Source organism: Laceyella tengchongensis (assembly GCF_900182735.1).
Classification (GTDB): Bacteria; Bacillota; Bacilli; order Thermoactinomycetales; family Thermoactinomycetaceae; genus Laceyella; species Laceyella tengchongensis.
Genome location: NZ_FXTU01000001.1, coordinates 550,300 through 566,562, shown reverse-complemented (window position 1 = coordinate 566,562; position 16,263 = coordinate 550,300). Strand labels below are relative to the sequence as shown.

Annotated in this window: 17 protein-coding genes and 1 other annotated feature; of the genes, 4 read left to right on the top strand and 13 right to left on the bottom strand. The window is 45.9% G+C overall.

The features are described 5' to 3' along the window. Positions 1-186: 186 nt before the first annotated feature. Genes QQZ12_RS02765 through QQZ12_RS02755 form a run of 3 tightly spaced genes read right to left on the bottom strand, consistent with a single transcriptional unit; the run spans position 187 to position 951 of the window. A complete protein-coding gene (locus tag QQZ12_RS02765; protein ID WP_284723924.1) occupies positions 187-534 on the bottom strand; it encodes a hypothetical protein in 348 nt (115 codons plus the stop codon). A gap of 25 nt (positions 535-559) precedes the next feature. Beyond that, positions 560-739 carry a hypothetical protein gene (locus QQZ12_RS02760; protein ID WP_284723923.1) on the bottom strand — a complete coding sequence of 60 codons (180 nt, stop codon included), beginning with the start codon at positions 737-739 and terminating at the stop codon, positions 560-562. An 8-nt stretch (positions 740-747) separates the two neighbouring features. Continuing rightward, on the bottom strand, positions 748-951 hold the full coding sequence (locus tag QQZ12_RS02755; protein ID WP_284723922.1) for a hypothetical protein: 204 nt from the start codon (positions 949-951) through the stop codon (positions 748-750). Between the two features lie 318 nt (positions 952-1,269). On the opposite strand from QQZ12_RS02755, the gene QQZ12_RS02750 reads away from it, so the two are divergent. After that, complete coding sequence (locus QQZ12_RS02750; RefSeq protein WP_284723921.1) at positions 1,270-2,661, top strand: hypothetical protein; 1,392 nt, start codon at positions 1,270-1,272, stop codon at positions 2,659-2,661. A gap of 757 nt (positions 2,662-3,418) precedes the next feature. On the opposite strand, the gene polX is transcribed toward QQZ12_RS02750, so the two are convergent. Continuing rightward, positions 3,419-5,143, bottom strand: coding sequence for a DNA polymerase/3'-5' exonuclease PolX (gene polX / locus QQZ12_RS02745; protein WP_284723920.1), 1,725 nt, complete (start codon positions 5,141-5,143; stop codon positions 3,419-3,421). A gap of 377 nt (positions 5,144-5,520) precedes the next feature. On the opposite strand from polX, the gene QQZ12_RS02740 reads away from it, so the two are divergent. Together QQZ12_RS02740 and QQZ12_RS02735 are read left to right on the top strand one after the other, a co-directional pair. Beyond that, complete coding sequence (locus QQZ12_RS02740) at positions 5,521-6,495, top strand: ADP-ribosylglycohydrolase family protein (protein ID WP_223248051.1); 975 nt, start codon at positions 5,521-5,523, stop codon at positions 6,493-6,495. Between the two features lie 289 nt (positions 6,496-6,784). Then, the gene (locus QQZ12_RS02735; protein WP_431606292.1) at positions 6,785-8,113 is read left to right on the top strand and encodes an MATE family efflux transporter; all 1,329 of its coding nucleotides are present in this window, start codon (positions 6,785-6,787) and stop codon (positions 8,111-8,113) included. A 58-nt stretch (positions 8,114-8,171) separates the two neighbouring features. Here QQZ12_RS02735 and QQZ12_RS02730 read toward each other — a convergent pair whose 3' ends face one another. The 6 genes from QQZ12_RS02730 to QQZ12_RS02705 form a co-directional block, all read right to left on the bottom strand. After that, positions 8,172-8,696: a CvpA family protein gene (locus QQZ12_RS02730; RefSeq protein WP_102991896.1), complete on the bottom strand. Its 525-nt coding sequence runs from the start codon at positions 8,694-8,696 to the stop codon at positions 8,172-8,174. A gap of 9 nt (positions 8,697-8,705) precedes the next feature. Further along, positions 8,706-8,954: a cell division protein ZapA gene (gene zapA / locus QQZ12_RS02725; RefSeq protein ID WP_102991895.1), complete on the bottom strand. Its 249-nt coding sequence runs from the start codon at positions 8,952-8,954 to the stop codon at positions 8,706-8,708. Positions 8,955-9,027: 73 nt separating this feature from the next. Further along, positions 9,028-11,442, bottom strand: a complete 2,415-nt coding sequence (gene pheT / locus QQZ12_RS02720; protein WP_102991894.1) for a phenylalanine--tRNA ligase subunit beta — start codon at positions 11,440-11,442, stop codon at positions 9,028-9,030. A gap of 15 nt (positions 11,443-11,457) precedes the next feature. Next, positions 11,458-12,459, bottom strand: coding sequence for a phenylalanine--tRNA ligase subunit alpha (gene pheS / locus QQZ12_RS02715; protein ID WP_102993787.1), 1,002 nt, complete (start codon positions 12,457-12,459; stop codon positions 11,458-11,460). A gap of 47 nt (positions 12,460-12,506) precedes the next feature. Continuing rightward, positions 12,507-12,744, bottom strand: a binding site (T-box leader). A gap of 61 nt (positions 12,745-12,805) precedes the next feature. Further along, positions 12,806-13,618, bottom strand: a complete 813-nt coding sequence (locus QQZ12_RS02710) for a TrmH family RNA methyltransferase (RefSeq protein ID WP_102991893.1) — start codon at positions 13,616-13,618, stop codon at positions 12,806-12,808. Beyond that, the gene (locus tag QQZ12_RS02705) at positions 13,615-14,277 is read right to left on the bottom strand and encodes a potassium channel family protein (protein WP_102991892.1); all 663 of its coding nucleotides are present in this window, start codon (positions 14,275-14,277) and stop codon (positions 13,615-13,617) included. The genes QQZ12_RS02710 and QQZ12_RS02705 overlap by 4 nt, the downstream gene beginning before the upstream one ends. Before the next feature lie 102 nt (positions 14,278-14,379). On the opposite strand from QQZ12_RS02705, the gene sspI reads away from it, so the two are divergent. Then, a complete protein-coding gene (sspI, locus tag QQZ12_RS02700) occupies positions 14,380-14,589 on the top strand; it encodes a small acid-soluble spore protein SspI (RefSeq protein WP_022735871.1) in 210 nt (69 codons plus the stop codon). Between the two features lie 69 nt (positions 14,590-14,658). Here the strand turns inward: sspI and QQZ12_RS02695 are convergent, their stop codons facing one another. From QQZ12_RS02695 to QQZ12_RS02685, 3 genes are all read right to left on the bottom strand, one after another. Continuing rightward, the gene (locus QQZ12_RS02695) at positions 14,659-14,841 is read right to left on the bottom strand and encodes a hypothetical protein (protein WP_022735870.1); all 183 of its coding nucleotides are present in this window, start codon (positions 14,839-14,841) and stop codon (positions 14,659-14,661) included. Between the two features lie 91 nt (positions 14,842-14,932). Beyond that, the gene (locus QQZ12_RS02690; protein ID WP_181352841.1) at positions 14,933-15,370 is read right to left on the bottom strand and encodes a disulfide oxidoreductase; all 438 of its coding nucleotides are present in this window, start codon (positions 15,368-15,370) and stop codon (positions 14,933-14,935) included. Positions 15,371-15,390: 20 nt separating this feature from the next. Further along, entirely contained in the window at positions 15,391-16,083 is a 693-nt protein-coding gene (locus QQZ12_RS02685) for a DsbA family protein (protein ID WP_102991891.1), read from the bottom strand. Positions 16,084-16,263: the final 180 nt, after the last annotated feature.

The window sequence follows — 16,263 nt, the reverse complement described above, 5'->3', positions numbered from 1 at the left end:
TCTTTGGTGACCAATCACAGAGATTATCGTCACAATCAGACGACTTGAAGGTATTACGTCATCATACCTGTACATACGTAATTTTGGGAGACAAGGAAAATCAAAGACAACTAACAACAAATTCATTACCTACAACAAGCATTAAGCTTGGGGTGGTTCGCCAAAACCATTACGTTTCATGGACCCTCACCTCCTTACGCTATATGTTTTTATGTCATGCCCTATCCACGGAGGGAAATCAGGCTGGACACCAATTTCACTAAGTCTTTCATGAGTTTCTTTTGGTGTAAGATAGCGAAGTATACCTTCTGGGTCATAATAGCCTTCTTCTAAGGTCCAATACACATCTTTTATTCTTGCAGGTCGTGAATCTGGTCCGCTGCCACCTATTCTGTATACTCTTAGATTGGAACAAAATAGAGAATAAGCTCTACGGAGACTCATATTATTGCAAAATGTTATTGACTCGCCTTTTGATGGACCATTATCTTTGATCCAAAAAGTAAACCAATAAGCTCGTTTTAGTTGTTCCATGGTCTTTCATTCCCTTAGTTGATTCTCAGTTGAAAGTTCGAGGATCAGCGGTCGGTAGATATTTTTTTACTTCAAGCTTAATATCTGGAAATAGTCTGTCGATCTCGTCACATATTTCTTGTACCTGCTGAGCAGATAATCCCTTACTAGCTAAAACATGGGAAATCGCGAGTACTACTTCTGTCTTTTTTACCCATTCAGACATAAACCCTCTCACTCCCCCGTTTCCAGTAGCTGAAAGCCTGTACCGCGAATACATATGGTTTGAGTACCATCGATTTGAGTACCTTTGAGAACAGTTCCTTTTGATGCAATAGAAAAAGTTAATCTTGTAGATTGAGTTGTATGAAAGGTGATTTTTTGCAGAGGCTGGAATTGAAATTTTACAAGTGGTTTACTATTTGCGAAATGTTCCACTTCTAGTCCTCCCTGCGATCAAATTTGAATAGTACATTTAGTCTGAATATATCATCCGTACAAATATTAAACGAATATCAAGTGCATAAAAGCAATTGTTGATGTTTTGCTTGACTTTATTATATAATCTGCATTAAGCGGATGTAAATTTTCTAATATAGCGAATTCTCGAAATGAAATATATTAGAATATAGGGCTAATTCACTCCAATATAAAGCACGATACATTTAATATTCAGAAGAAGGAATAAAATAAATTCGAAAACAGGCTATTTCACTCCGCTTTTTCCTTAAAAAAAATTTTTTTGAGGTGAATATAATGAATATAATTGATCGTGCTGCTTTTGGAGAGTATATCAGAAGAGTACGCAAACAGCAGAAGTTACAACAGAAGGATCTAGTTGACGATGTTATGACTCAACCACTGTTGAGTTTAATCGAAACAGGGAAACCAGGTGTTAGCGAGGATAAAATGAGGTATGTACTTAAAAAGCTAAATTCATCTCTGGATCTATCAGACTTTTACATTATTGAAAATGATGAAGAAAATAAGGATACTGGTGAAGAAATAATTATCAAATTGAATATTGCTGAAAACTTAATCGACTTGTTAGATCCTGATGAAGGACTTGAGATGATAAGGAAGCTAGATCTTTCGGATGACAATCCGTTTATAGTTTATAGCAACTACCTAAAAGGGAAAGTATTTATGCACAAGAAGAACTGGAAAAAAGCGCACAAATATTTCCATGACACTATTTATAATATTCAGCATCAGTTTGAGGACCTAGCTTATTCAAACTTGCAAGCAGCTGCCTATCATGAGCTAGGGATTATAGCGTATTTGCAGAATAATTATCGTGAAGCACTGGCTTGTTCCCAAAGAGCATCAATGTGTTTTTTGCCAGATGGAGAACGAGAATATTATCAAGAAATGATCTTAACCAGTAAAGCAATTTATTTGCAAAATCTGAATGATATTGATGGTGCACAATCAACCCTTGATGAAATGGAAAACATAATCTTTCCTAAAGAGAGAAATCATCGCAAATGCTTTAGTAAAGAAGCCGCACTAAATATGTATGATGTTCGCTCAAGTCTTTTTATGAAATCTAAAATGTACAAACAAGCTATCCAATACGCACTTAAAGGCATAGAGCTCGCTCGTATTGATAAAATGTACAACCGTTTATGTGAACTTTGGACCACTTTGGGTAAAATCCACGTACAAAAAAATAAGCTTGACTTAGCTCAGCTTTGTTTTGAAACAGCGTTAAAGTTCGAAAAGCTCATTGACAGTCAATCTCTGCTATCGTATATTTACAACCAGTTAGGCCTGTTGTACTCTAAAAGTAGAGAAAACAAAAAAGCAATAGACAATTCACTAAGGGCAGCAAAATTCGCCAAAAAAGCCAATAACGCATTTAGATATTGTGAAGCACTTATCATGTTAGGACAGCTTTATTTTAAGGAACATCAAAACGACGAGGCCATTCAAATTTTGAATGAAGCTCGGGAATTAAGTAAGCAACATTCATTCCAAGATTTAAAGAACCGAATTAATCTAATTTTGGGTAAACAACTAGTGAAATTAGGTGACCCCAATGCGAATAAGTTTATACGAGAGTTCTTTGATGACTATGCTGATACTCTGGAGGGAGGTGAAGAAAAGATGATCCGTAGATCTATCGGTGAACCGCCATCTGGCTAAGAAAAAATAAAAAAACTCAGAGAAAACACCTATTATTTTCCTGAGTTATAAGAGCTGATCCATTTTTTATTAGTCCTCATTACCTTTTTTTAAAGGTTCTGAGGATTATTTATTTATCGTTTATCAAACAACCATTATTATTATATCCTATATTTAAAATAAGTGTAAACTCCAGTTTTTTACGATCCAAGAAAAATTAAAACCAAAGCAATTTCCTCGTTTGGGCGCAATTTAGTCGGAGTCTTTTTGAACATTCTCTTTCATAATAACAGGCCGCCATTGAGTTAGCAGAAAAAAGTGATGATATTGTCCGTTATCATCACGCGCTGGTTGCTCTCGGTGACTACTAAAAAATGAACGATTCCAAAACTGCCATTATTCATTACGAAAAAGCGCTAAACAAGCGAAAAAAAGGTGGCTAGTGACATCCCTTTCGACTAGCACCAACCTAGCAAACCCTATATTCGCCTATATTTTACGCTGGTATGTCGCAGTATTTTTAACGCGCCTAACCGATAGTCAGTCGAACATTGAACCAACCGAAAAACCAATTCTATCGCATCGTTTACATTTACTTTTTTTCCCTGAACGAAAGTAAATATTATAATTCTGCTGCGCCTACGGGACTGAAAAGTCTCGTAATCATTATTCTAGTTTTAATTCGTTCTTGTTTAAGTTAGTTCTTGTTAGTGCCAAGCTGAACGGTGTCGGTTAGACCTGACACAGACCAACTTGGCATGGTTTCTGATATTAAACATTAATTTTTAGCTAAGACGGTTCTTAATTGGCCCAATGTGTATGTATTAATCACATCTTTCTTTTCCAACCAACCCCGACGTGCTGTAGCAATTCCATAAATAATATAATCATATCCCTCGGCCGAGTGTGCATCCGTGTTGATGGTAAATTTTAATCCATATTCTTCTTTGGCTTTCTTTAACAACTGGTCATTTAAATCCAGACGATGAGGATGAGCATTTAATTCCAAAATAGTACCCGTTTCCTGTGCAGCCTTAAATAACTGATCCGCATTGACTTCATATGAATCCCGCCGCAATAACAGTCGTCCTGTCGGATGTGCAATGATATTTACATAAGGATTTTCCATCGCTTTGATTATTCGACGTGTCATGGTTTCTTCGTCTTGTTTAAATTGAGTATGTACAGATGCAATAACCAAATCCATTTGTTTCAGCAATTCATCTGGATAATCAAGTGTTCCGTCTGCTAAGATATCTACTTCAGCACCTTTAAGAATTGTGATCCCTAAACCTTCTTGGTTCAGTTGATCGATTTCAGCCCATTGTTCGTAAACCTCATCCACTGTCAAACCACTTGCTACTTTTAGCGACTGTGAATGATCAGTTATTGCAATATACTCATATCCTTTTGCTTTTGCGGCTAACGCCATGTCTTTGATCGAATGAGAACCATCACTATAGAGTGTATGGGCATGTAAATCTCCGCGATAGTCACTTAGCTGAATTAATGCAGGTAATGCTCCCAGTTCAGCTTTTTCTATTTCACCACGATCTTCACGCAACTCTGGTGGAATAAAAGGCAACTCCAACTGAGCAAAAAAATCAGCCTCATCTTTAAAAGTCATTGTTTGATCTGTTTCAGGATCATAAATGCCGTATTCACTTACTTTCCAGCCATATTGCTTCGCTCGTTGCCTGATGAGTATATTAAATTCTTTAGATCCTGTGAAATGACTTAAAGCACTACCGAATTGATCTGAGGTAACTAGCCGTACGTCTACTCCCATCACCATACCATCTACGTCAACAACAATGCTTACTTTGGTTTCACCTTGCCCAACAATTTGTATTACTTCAGGTAAGTTAGCAATCTGCTCAGCCACTTTTACAAGATGATCTGTTGCTACAACAAAATCAATATCTTTGATTGTTTCCTTATATCGCCGTATACTTCCTGCTAACTCAATCTTCTCAATTTCAGCGATCCCTTCCAATCGTTTTTTGATTGCAGAAGCAACAGCCATTGCCACATGAAGATGCGCTCGTTTGGGGCGATTTGAAAATTGTTCAATTGCTTCGAGTATCTTTTGTTCCTTTTTCGGTCCAAATCCAGCCAAGCTGCGAATTTTTTCCTGTTTAGCCGCTTGTTTCAATTCTTCCATATTGGTAATATGTAATTTTTTATATAAGGTATAAATGGTTTTCGGACCTATTCCCGGCAGTGCGAGTAAGTCAGGCAGTTCGGGAGGCAGCTGTTGTCTTAATTCATCTAGTTGTGCTAAACGTCCTGTCTCAATAATCTCCCGAATCACAGATGCAGTCCCTTTTCCTATTCCTGATAATTTTTCCAATTCGTCACTCATCTCAACTATTGGTGTACGACTATTCTCTACTGTGCGTGCTGCTCTACGATAAGCTTGAACTTTAAATGCGTTCTCACCGCTTAGTTCCATCAAATCAGCCAACTGGTTTAATATTGCTACGATCTGTTTATTATTCATCGAATTCCCCCCTACCTTTCCTTATTCTAGACAAAATCATCACTAATCGCTCCACTTCATGGACTTTTTTTCTATAATCAGAATACCTCTATGCTTCCTCCATTTTTCTCCGTTCTACGCTTATTCTTTCGCAACCCACGTAGAATCAGCAACGTGGTTCCATTGTTTTCATCTGGGTACGTTTGAAAACTATGATACCACCATAATCCATTTTATAGTAAATCCACTGCAAATGCCGTAACATCAATCGCACGAACTCTCCTGTTAGCTGAATACGATTAGCCACTTTTCAGATGGGCGTTCTGAATTCATCCAAATTGCTTCGGCATACGACCGCCCGTTCCCTTTTTGATTTATAATATAGGGGAATTCATCTAATGGAAAGGAACAATGCCATGGCACAAGCTCAAATCAACATAGAAGACCGCATCTTAGGAGGCTTGTGGGGGCTCTTGATCGGGGACGCACTCGGAGTTCCGTACGAATTTAAGCAACCACGCGAGCTACCCCCGGCTAGTCAGATCGACTTCCACCCGCCAGCCGGGTATCCCCGCACTTATCCAACCGTTCCGCCAGGCACCTGGTCAGATGACGGTGCGCAAGCCTTGGCTCTGCTCGATTCTTTGATCACATGCGAACAATTGGATCTCGACGACTTTTCGGCGCGGTTGATCGCTTGGGCTGAGCGCGGGGAATATGCAGTCGATCACCGCGTCTTTGATATCGGTGTGCAGACCAGTGAAGCATTGCGCGCCATTCAACACCACGGGGTACCCCCGACTCGAGCCGGATATCTCCGTCCTGAAGGGAAAGGCAATGGATCATTGATGCGCGTATTGCCACTCGCCCTGTGGCATCATGGCACAGATGAAGACTTGGTTCGGGATGCACATCTACAATCCATCGTCACGCATGGGCATGAGACCAATCAAGCTTGTTGTGCCCTGTATTGCTTGTGGGCACGGCGCCTTCTACAAGGTCTAGAGTGGAATGAAGCCTACAACGATGCCGTGCGCACGTTGCGCGATCTATATAGAGACCTGCCGTCACATGAACAGGCCTTGGAATGGGAAATCCGACCCGACAGCGAACCATTCAGTGACGGAAGCGGTTATGTTGTCGCCAGTCTGCACGCTGCCCGCTTAGCCTTAAAGGAGAAAACATATCCCGATGTGGTGAAGGCGGCCATTCTCTTGGGACAGGATACCGACACCAATGCAGCGATTGTCGGCGGCCTGGCCGGATTGCGCGATGGCATCCAATCGATTCCTGTTAATTGGCGCTCCGAACTCCGCGGCCAAGAACGATTAAACCCATTAGTTAAAAAATTGTTAGAGCACCGTCATGCCTGAATCCGACTTCCTTCATTTGGCGGCCTTGACACCCTAGCCGAGAACGGCTGGGGTGTTACTTTTTAAGAAAGCGCCCACGCCCGAATAGACAAGGGGGGTAATTCATCCATTCCAATGAAGGGGTAGCTAAATCGATAAAAAGAAAGCATTGGTAACAACATCTCGTTTCAGTCACGCTTGCATCGGGAAAAATATGCTCTGGCCGTAAAAATAAGATAAAGGATGTATTAAAGTGGAATCAGTGCAAGGAATAAACCACAAACAACCAGACACCCCTGTCTGGCGCGCAATGTTCATCTTTCTGATCCCGTTGATCCTCAGCAATGCACTGCAATCAATCAGCCAGTTAGTAAACAGCTTGATTGTAGGTCGTTGGCTCGGTGTGGAAGCGTTAGCCGCCATCTCGTCCTTCTTCCCACTATTTTTTCTACTTGTCTCATTCACCATTGGAATCGGTTCAGGCAGTTCCATTCTGATCGGTCAGGCACATGGTGCGAAAAACGAAGAGCGCTTAAAAGCCATCGTCGGCACTACGCTCACCTTTACTTTTATTCTCGGCGTGGTGTCATCCGTAGTCGGCAGCTTGTTTACTTGGGAGATCATGCGCTTCATCGGCACACCCGAGAACATCATCACCGTTAGCGTGCATTATGCGCGCATCCTCTTTTGGTCTTTGCCGGTGATGTTTTTATATATCTCCTACACCACGTTTATTCGGGGGATCGGGGACTCCAAAACGCCATTTTACTCTCTGATTGTCAGCACGGTGCTGAATGTGGCTCTGATGCCGTTTCTCATCTTCGGATGGTTGGGTTTGCCCCGTCTGGGCATCTACGGCTCCGCTTACGCGTCTGTGATATCCACCGTACTGACGTTTATCATTACGCTAATCTACCTTAGCAAAACCAAACATCCGTTGCAATTTGATGCCTCTGTACGCAAACACTTGCGGATGGATTGGGATTTATTGAAATTGCTCCTTCGCCTCGGGATTCCGTCCAGTATCCAAATGATCCTCATCTCACTGTCTGAAATCGCCGTCATCTCCTTTGTGAACAAGTTCGGCTCCAACGCCACCGCCGCCTATGGCGCAGTCAATCAAGTAGTGAGTTATGTATCCATGCCGGCCATCAGTTTGGGGATTGCCGTCTCGATCTTCGCAGCCCAATCGATTGGCTCTAAGCAATTGGATCGCCTGAAACAAGTCATTCGGGCCGGCGCGTTGCTCAACGTCGTGATGGGCGGCGTATTAATCACCTTGGTCTATCTGCTCTCAAAAGAAATTTTATCCTTATTCCTGACCAATCAACCAACGCTAACCATCGCCCATGATCTGCTTATGATCACGCTGTGGAGTTATTTGATCTTCGGCCAGGCCATGATTATCAGCGCCACCATGCGCGCCAGTGGCACCGTCTTTTGGCCGACCGTGTTTAGTGTTGCTTCTATCTGGCTTGTAGAAGTGCCTGTTGCTTATTTCCTGTCCAATTTCACCAGTCTTGGCATCATTGGGATCTGGATCGGCTACCCCGCCGCATTCATCGTCAATTTAGGCTTGCAATACGCCTACTATCGTTGGTCTTGGAAACAAAAGAGCATCACCAGTCTGATTCATTAATCGGTCCATGTAATGCACACAAAGCAAACACCTTGCCTTTGTGGCAAGGTGTTTGCTTTTACCGTTTCAACCAACTCGTCAGCTCTTCAGCTAACGTCGGGGTCATTTGGATACAAGCCTGCGCAACAACCGATTCTTTCATCGCCGTTTGGCCGGTCGCCCATGGCAAGACCGTCAGCATGTGCACGATGACCACAGTTATCACTGTGAGTTTGGCCACCGCAAACAGCACGCCTCCGGAACGGTTCAAGGTGGACACCACAGGCAGTTTAGTCACTTGATTGATCAAGGTGACCACCAAGGACAGTACAAGCCGGATGCCGATCATCAAGACAAAAAACGCCAAGACCGAATACAGCAGTTTATCCACCTTCAGGAAAGTAAGCAAAGCGGTCTGGCCTGTCTTTGGCAAAGGCCACTTTTCCGCCAAAACAGGGGCCAAATCATCGGCGAACAGATACGCAAGCCAAATGCTTACCGCATAACAGACGAGCGAGGCGGCCTGAAGCACCAACCCCCGCCGGTAACCTTGTAACACAGCCCCGATCAAGAAGAGCAGTACGATCAGATCAAACCACCCCATACGATCCTCCTACGGTTCTTCATCTTCGATCAGGTGCATGATTTCATCATGTTCTTGTTTTAATTTCAAAAACTCATCGGCAATGTTGACCGCGGACAACACGGCCAGTCGCGTCGTGTCGAGCCTGGGGTTTTTGTCGGCGATTTGCCGCATCTTCTCATCCACATGGCTGGCCACTTGGCGCATGTGCCCTGGACTCGCTTTGCCGGTTAAATTGTATTGCTGACCGTATATCTCCACACTCAATTTATTTTTCATCTTACGCCTCCTTCACAGAAGGTGAAGGCCTTTATGCCCGATGGATTCACAGGTCCAAAAAAGCCGCAATCCGTCAACGCAACTTGGCGCCAAACGTTTCTTCCAGATGGCAAATCACACGCTCATGCACTTTAGATACTTCCTCATCAGTCAACGTGCGGTCCGCCGCGCGATAAGCTAATGAGAAGGCGACATTTTTCTTGCCGACTCCAATCTGCTCTCCAGCGAAAACATCAAACAACACCACAGACTCAACCAATTCTCCGCCAGCCTGCCAAATTCCTTCTTCCAACAATCCGACCGGAACGGCTTCATCGACAACGACGGCCAGATCACGCGTAACCGCAGGAACACGCGGAATCGGCTGATACACCAACGGCCCCTCGATTGCTGCGAACAATCTCTCCACATCTAGCTGGAATGCGACAGGGCGCGAGAGATCGTGTTTTTTGGCCAGCTGCGGATGCAATTCACCAAGCAGTCCAGCAACCTCACCGCCAATCAAAATCTGGGCGGTTCGTCCCGGGTGGAAACCGTGAGGAGCGACAGCTTGATATTCCACATCAACAACACCCAAGCGAGCGAACAAAGCATCCAAAATCCCTTTGGCCTTGTAGAAATCGCCAGCAGGCAATGGCTGCTCTTTCCAGATGCCGGCGGGTTGCTTCCCAGTCAATAACCCACCCAAGACCAACCGTTCTTCTGGCAACGTCTCGTCCGCATGTCCAGGCAAGTACACATGAGCCAACTCAAAGATTTGCACTCGTTCGTTTCCATGGCGATGGTTGTATGATGCGGCTTCAATCAAGTGTGGAAGTAGGTTGCTACGCAATACAGCATGCTCCGCGCTCATCGGCATGGCCAGAGATACATGGTTCTCCACCGCAAACAAAGAGGCCACCTCTTGTTCCAGCGCCGTCGAAGTCAGGCTGTACGTCAACACCTCATGCAATCCCAAATCCATCAATGTGTGACGAATCACCCGGCGCGCCTTTTGTTCCTCAGTCAAGCCCCCAGGCGGTTGCTGACCCCACGGAAGTGTCGTCGGGATTCGGTCATATCCGTACAACCGAGCCACTTCTTCTATCAAATCCACCTCAATTGTGATGTCCGGACGCCGTGTCGGGATCTGCACAGCATACCCCTCATCGGTCACTTCGGTCGGGAACTGCAGACGACGGAAAATATCAAGCACTTCTTCTGGATCTACCTGCACGCCCAGCAGATTGACCAAGCGTTCATGGCGCAGATTGATCACCATCTCCTCAACATCGCCCACTTTTTTCACGATCGCTTCAGAAGCTACCGCACCGCCGGCGATTTGGCAGAGCAACTGCACAGCCCGCGCCAGTGCTGGCAAAATCCCTTCCGGATCGACACCTTTTTCAAAGCGAGCGCTCGCCTCGGAACGCAATCCCACTTTGCGGGAGGTTTGCCGCACCATTTGCGGATCGAAGAACGCGGATTCCAACAAGATGGTCACCGTTTCGTCGGTCACCTCGGAAGACTCTCCGCCCATGACTCCAGCTAAAGCCAAAGGCTGTTCACCGTCGGTGATGAGTAACATTTGATCGTCACATGTGCGCGTCACACCGTCTAATGTCACGATCTGTTCGCCGGACAGCGCGCGGCGGACAATGATTTGCCCCCCTTGCACGCGGTTGTAATCAAAGGCGTGCAACGGCTGGCCCGTCTCCAACATCACGTAGTTGGTAATATCCACAATATTGTTGATCGGACGAATACCCGCCGAAATCAAGCGGTTTTGCATCCATTGTGGGGACGGCCCGACTTTAATGTCATGCACCACTTGCGCCGCATAAAAAGGACAATCTTCTTCCGATTCAATGTACACGTTGATGGGTGCCTCGTATTGTAACGGCATATCTTGCGTCATGGGCAAACGCAACTCACGGTCAAAAATAGCCGCCACTTCATAAGCAACTCCGATCATTCCCAAGCAATCGGAACGATTCGGCGTTAATTGCAATTCGATTACCTGGTCATTCATGCCCAGGAATTCTTTGATATCAATGCCAATCGGCGCGTCGGGCTCCAACACCAAAATGCCTTCAGTCTGTTCTTTCATCAGCACTTTTTCCGGGAAGCCCAATTCTTGAGCGGAACAAATCATACCATTTGACTCCACCCCGCGCAGTTTGGCTTTTTTGATGTGCAATCCGCCCGGCAATTTGGCCCCGACCAAGGCGACGGGCACCCGTTGTCCGGCGGCCACGTTTTTCGCGCCGCACACAATCTGCAACACTTGCCCTTTCCCTACGTTAACCAAACAAACATTGAGCCGATCCGCTTCGGGATGGCGTTCCACTGACATCACTTCCCCGATGATGACACCAGATACGCCGGGATCGCGAGTATAGATCACTTCCACTTCAATCCCCGTCCGATTCAGCTCTTCAGCGATATCTTCCGGAGAAATCCCTTCTAAATCCACATATTGAGACAACCATTCATACGATACTAGCATTTGATGTCACTCCTCTCACTCAGAACGAAATTGGCGCAAGAAACGCAAATCATTATTGTAAAAATGGCGAATGTCATCAACGTCGTATTTCAGCATGGCGATCCGCTCCACCCCGATTCCGAAGGCGAAACCAGAATAACGTTCCGGATTGTAGCCGGCTTTCTCCAACACGCGCGGATGAACCATGCCCGCTCCCAAGATCTCTACCCAGCCTTTTTCCGGATGATAGATGTCCACTTCCACACTCGGCTCAGTGAATGGGAAATAACTGGGGCGCAACCGCATTTCGGTTCCTTCGCCAAACATCTTTTCAATTAAGGCCAACAAGACACCGTTTAACTCACTCATCGACACGCCGCGGTCAACCACCAGGCCCTCGACTTGGGTGAATTGATGTGAATGTGTCGCATCGTCATCATCGCGGCGGTACACCTTACCAGGGCAGATGATCCTTACTGGCACATGCCCTTCTTTTTTCTCCAGGGTGCGCACTTGCACCGACGAAGTGTGTGTGCGAAGCAACGTCTCCGGCGTTATGTAAAACGAATCTTGCATGTCGCGCGCCGGATGTTCTTTGGGCAGGTTCAACGCTTCAAAGTTGTATTGATCCGTCTCCACTTCCGGCCCTTCGGCGATTTCAAATCCCATGCCGATGAAGACGTCTTCCAGCTGTTCAATCACCAGATTCAATGGATGAATCGAACCCAACTTAACAGGGGTTCCCGGCAACGTGACATCAATCGTCTCTGTGGCCAGCTGCTCATTGAGCGCCGCCTCTTCAAAGGCTGATTCTTTCTCCGCGATCAACAGGTCGAGTTGTGCCCGAATCTCATTGGCCAATCCGCCGATCACCGGCCGCTCTTCCGGGGGCAAGCTCCCCATGCCGCGCAATACACTTGTTAATTCACCTTTTTTTCCCAGATACTTTACTTTTAGTTCCCTCAGTGCGTCCAAGCTCTCCGCATTAGCGATCGCAATGGCCGCTTCATCTTGCAAACTTGTTAAACGTTCGCGCATCATTGATACTCCCCTCTTTTTGATGGAAAATAAAAAAATCCCGCGTCCAAAGGGACGAGAGATTCGCGGTACCACCCTTTTTGAAAAGAAGGCAGTCTTCTCCTTCTTTTCCACTTACAGAGATAACGGTCAAACCGGTTCCCCCTACTCGCGTTCACGTTCACGTCAGTTCAGGGGACAGCTCCAGAGCGAACTTCAGCAGCCAGTTCCTTAGGAACACTTCCAGTCATGGTGTTCCCTCCCTGAAAGGATGCACTGCTTACTCTTCTCTGTCATCGCTTTTCAAATCCATTGTCAGATTAAATTATTTAATATTATAAGCTATGGCAAAGTCAACCTGCAACAGTTACCTTGCCTGAAAATGTTGCCGGATTCGTTCATACAGCAAAATCGCGCCGGTGATGGATACATTTAATGACTCGGTTCCACCCGGCATAGGGATGGTGACATCCGCATCCACCAGCGGCAGGTATTTCTCATCGACGCCTCGGCCTTCATTGCCCAGCAACAGTGCCACCCGCGCCGGAAAAGCATAATCAAAATGGTGCGTGCCAGCATGTGGAGAGGCATTCACAACTGTCACTCCCCGGGACTGCAACATTGGGATCGCTTCCGCCAAATCAATCTGGATAAGCGGCATGCGAAACAACGCACCCATTGCCGAACGGACTACTTTGGCATTGAATGGATCAACCGTCCCTTTCCCCAGCAGGATGCTATCCACTCCTGCCGCTTGAGCTGTACGGATGATCGTCCCCAAGTTGCCAGGGTCTTGGACAGCGTCCAGAAGTAGCACGGTCAAATCACCATCTTTGTCTAGCCAAACGTCACGCGGCCAAACTGGCGCAGTGATGACAGCTGCCAACCCTTGCGGCGTTTCAGTGTCCACCAGCGCGGCAAATACGGCAGGAGCTAGTTCGTACACGGGCGCATCGGGCGGCAATTCCCCTTTGATGCGTTGGTAGACCTCTTCTTTATCCCTATTGACCAGCACCGCTTCAAACTGTGCAGATGCCCGCGCCGCTTCCAATAACAGGTGTTCGCCTTCAATCAACAGCGCCCTCTCTTGCGCCCGCCCTTTTCTGGTGTTCAACTTTTTCCAGCGTTTTACTTGCTCATTATGAGGAGATGTAATGGAAATGCGTTTTTTTATTGTCATTGGTCATCTGTCTTTTCCTGTAATTTTTTCAAATCGTCATTATGGCCGATCACAACCAACGTGTCACCTTTATGTATCATATCGGTCGCCGCAGGGTTAATGTTAAACTGCGACCCGTTCTTAATGGCCATCACATTGCAACCGAATTTCGCACGAATATTTAATTCCTGCAGTGTTTTCCCGTTGAAAAATTCACCGGCGATCACCTCAATGATGCTATAGTCATCGGATAGCTCGATATACTCTAGGATATTGGGTGAAATCAAGCTGTGAACTACGCGCACCCCCATGTCGCGTTCCGGGAACACCACGCGGTCGGCTCCCAATTTATTCAATACCTTGCCATGCATCTCGTTGATCGCTTTCACCACGACTTTCGGGCATCCGATTTCTTTGAGCACCAACGTAGTCAAGATGCTGGCCTGGATGTCATTGCCAATAGCGACCACCACTACGTCAAAATTGCGTATTCCCAGCGCTTTCAACGCGTTTTCATCGGTCGTGTCTGCTTCCACGGTGTGCAGTAGCACTTGGGACATATCCTGAACGCGTTGGTGGTCTTTATCAATGGCCAACACTTCGTACCCCATGGAATGAAGTGTTTTGGCCACGCTTCCTCCAAATCGGCCCAAGCCAATAATCGCAAACGTTTTACTCACTTTTGTCGCCTCCGCAAAGCCTCTGCAAATTAGCTTAACCCAAATCGTTTAGGGATAAAGTTATTTTTTCCGTAAAGACTTATGTAAAAGGGGGTTATCAGGATGAATTTTGACATTCGCGGTGCAGTAATACACAACATTCATACCATGAATCCGCAACAACTGCAAGAATTAGTGGTGGACTCTATTCAACAAGGCGAAGAAAAATTGTTGCCCGGACTGGGTGTGCTGTTCGAAGTCATCTGGAAAAACAGCTCCGACGCCGAGCGCAATCAACTCATCGAAACACTGCACGAAGCGCTTCCTAAATAAGGATTAAAAAAAAACAGGCAAGCCCGTCGTTCGTTCTTAACGAACAGGCTTGCTTTTTTCGTTATGCAGTTACAGGCAGAATCCGGGGAAACCACCAAAGCCCCCACCGAAACCCCAGCCGCCTCCGAAAAAGCCCCAGAAGCAGAAGAAGGCGATGATCAGGATGACGATGATCGCGATGGCGATGGCCGACCCTATCCCGCCAAAGCCGCCAAAACCTATGCCGCTTGTCTTCAAAGTTCCATTTTTCACAGATCGATCTCCCTTCGTTGTGACTTCAGTACTAGTCTATGTACCCACCGTCACAACAGGCTCCGGCAAATGCCAAGGGAAATATGCCCGTTTATTCTGAAGCTTCGTCTTCAACTGCGCCACTGCGGGCAAATGAGAGAAAGACAACGATCAAGATGAATGCAACCAACGCCAAAAATGGAATCGTGATAAACCCAAACCAATCAATATAGGCTTGCGCGCAAGGCACACCGACGCGGCAAGGAAGGATCGTAGCAAAACCCGGCACTTTCTGCTCCAGATAGTGCCAGAGCGAAACGCATCCCCCTAACACCGACAACGGCAAAACATAAGGGATGATACGATGGTCGTTGCGATAAGAGGCGATTCCGAGCAGAATCACTTGCGGATACATAAAAATCCGCTGATACCAGCACAGGGTACAGGGAATGAAGCCCAATACTTCACTAAAATACAAACTGCCTCCTGTGGCCACAAGCGCGACCAACCAGGCAAAGTAAAGACCGTATGTAGACAACATCCGCTTCATCGTGGATCAGATTCCCTCTCTCATTTTTTCTTCAGCTCGGCGTCAATCGCTTTTTTCAAGGCGGCATAGTCCATCGCGTTATCCATCATGACGCCGTTGATAAAGACAGTCGGAACACCGTCCACTTTATAGGTATGCGCCAACTGGTTGTCCGCGAGCACGTCTTTTTCGTATGCTTTGCTTTTCAAGTCTTTGCTCACTTGATCTGCATTCACTTCTGGAATGTTCTTCTTGACCAATTCAGTCAAAAACTCGGGAGTGGCCCAGGTTTCCGTTTCCTGCCCTTGATTTTTGTAGATAGCGTCATAAAACTTCCAGAAAGCTTCCGGATTTTGCTTGTATACCGATTCGCCCGCAATGCCAGCGGTCACGGAATCGGCACCTAAAAATTGATAATTGATAAATGCCATTTGCACTTTGCCGGTGTCGATATACTCTTTTTTCAGCAGTGGATAAATCTCATCGTGAAACATTTTGCAGGTCGGGCATTTGAAATCGCCGAATTCAACCAGCTTGATCGGCGCATTGGGGTCTCCGACGGTCGGTTGCCCGTCAAGCTTAATGTTCACTTTTTCTTTCGCCTGTTCACCGCTTTGTGTAATGGATTGGATCACCGCAAAAATGCCCAAACCCAAAAAGACCAGCAAAACGGTAACCATGGTGATCATGCCCATCCGATCAGACACGCTTTTCTTCTTGTGCTTATTGGCCATGTTTTCACACTCCTTCTTCTAGATGGTACAATAAAAATATGTAAATTTCTATATGTGCTAGCTGCCCGCTCACGCTATAGACGAACTATTCAAATTTATATTGAACCCCTTTATTTCTGATAGAATATGGTTGTATAAATGAAGACACCGGATCTCACACAACTGATAGAAAGGGGTACC

Coding starts and splice junctions, on each gene's coding strand:
- QQZ12_RS02765 (WP_284723924.1), bottom strand. CDS start 534: ATGGAACAACTAAAACGAGCTTATTGGTTTACTTTTTGGATCAAAGAT.
- QQZ12_RS02760 (WP_284723923.1), bottom strand. CDS start 739: ATGTCTGAATGGGTAAAAAAGACAGAAGTAGTACTCGCGATTTCCCAT.
- QQZ12_RS02750 (WP_284723921.1), top strand. CDS start 1,270: ATGAATATAATTGATCGTGCTGCTTTTGGAGAGTATATCAGAAGAGTA.
- polX (WP_284723920.1), bottom strand. CDS start 5,143: ATGAATAATAAACAGATCGTAGCAATATTAAACCAGTTGGCTGATTTG.
- QQZ12_RS02740 (WP_223248051.1), top strand. CDS start 5,521: ATGGAAAGGAACAATGCCATGGCACAAGCTCAAATCAACATAGAAGAC.
- QQZ12_RS02735 (WP_431606292.1), top strand. CDS start 6,785: ATGTTCATCTTTCTGATCCCGTTGATCCTCAGCAATGCACTGCAATCA.
- QQZ12_RS02730 (WP_102991896.1), bottom strand. CDS start 8,696: ATGGGGTGGTTTGATCTGATCGTACTGCTCTTCTTGATCGGGGCTGTG.
- zapA (WP_102991895.1), bottom strand. CDS start 8,954: ATGAAAAATAAATTGAGTGTGGAGATATACGGTCAGCAATACAATTTA.
- pheT (WP_102991894.1), bottom strand. CDS start 11,442: ATGCTAGTATCGTATGAATGGTTGTCTCAATATGTGGATTTAGAAGGG.
- pheS (WP_102993787.1), bottom strand. CDS start 12,459: ATGCGCGAACGTTTAACAAGTTTGCAAGATGAAGCGGCCATTGCGATC.
- QQZ12_RS02710 (WP_102991893.1), bottom strand. CDS start 13,618: ATGACAATAAAAAAACGCATTTCCATTACATCTCCTCATAATGAGCAA.
- sspI (WP_022735871.1), top strand. CDS start 14,380: ATGAATTTTGACATTCGCGGTGCAGTAATACACAACATTCATACCATG.
- QQZ12_RS02690 (WP_181352841.1), bottom strand. CDS start 15,370: ATGAAGCGGATGTTGTCTACATACGGTCTTTACTTTGCCTGGTTGGTC.
- QQZ12_RS02685 (WP_102991891.1), bottom strand. CDS start 16,083: ATGGCCAATAAGCACAAGAAGAAAAGCGTGTCTGATCGGATGGGCATG.